The sequence below is a fragment of the Mesorhizobium sp. M8A.F.Ca.ET.161.01.1.1 genome, from assembly GCF_004792105.1.
Classification (GTDB): Bacteria; Pseudomonadota; Alphaproteobacteria; order Rhizobiales; family Rhizobiaceae; genus Mesorhizobium.
In genome coordinates this window covers 1-376 of record NZ_SRTD01000156.1, presented here as the reverse complement: position 1 = coordinate 376, position 376 = coordinate 1, and the positions used below count along the sequence as shown (strand labels likewise).

The window sequence follows — 376 nt, the reverse complement described above, 5'->3', positions numbered from 1 at the left end:
GCCGCCGCGCTCGCTGGCCTGGTTCTCGCCGATCAGTTCCACCCCGACATCATCAAGCGCCTGGATGACCTTCATCAGCGTGTCGACCACGCCCCTGACCACGCCGTCGCTCGCTTCCATGCGCTGGATGGTCGGCAGCGAGACCCCTGCCCGCTCGGCAAGCGTCTTCTGGTCGATGCCGGTCAACGCCCGCGCGGCGCGCATTTGTGCGGCAGTGATCATCAGCCGGAACCTGTTTCTGAAGATATGAAAGATGTATATTTTAAATATTACAATGTCTCAAGCATCATTTTAAATGCTTCAGCCATCGATGTCGCTGTCAGCCACCACTTTGCGCCGCTGCAGCAGGCGTGCCGCAAGCCAGCATAGCATGGCC

At 59.0% G+C, this 376-nt stretch carries 1 protein-coding gene; it reads right to left on the bottom strand.

Annotation, left to right across the window (positions count from 1 at the left end; all coding sequences use genetic code 11):
* Window positions 1-222, bottom strand: a 222-nt coding sequence (locus EN804_RS35095) for a helix-turn-helix transcriptional regulator (RefSeq protein WP_135922336.1), incomplete at its 3' end; no start/stop codon positions are given.
* Window positions 223-376 lie beyond the last annotated feature (154 nt).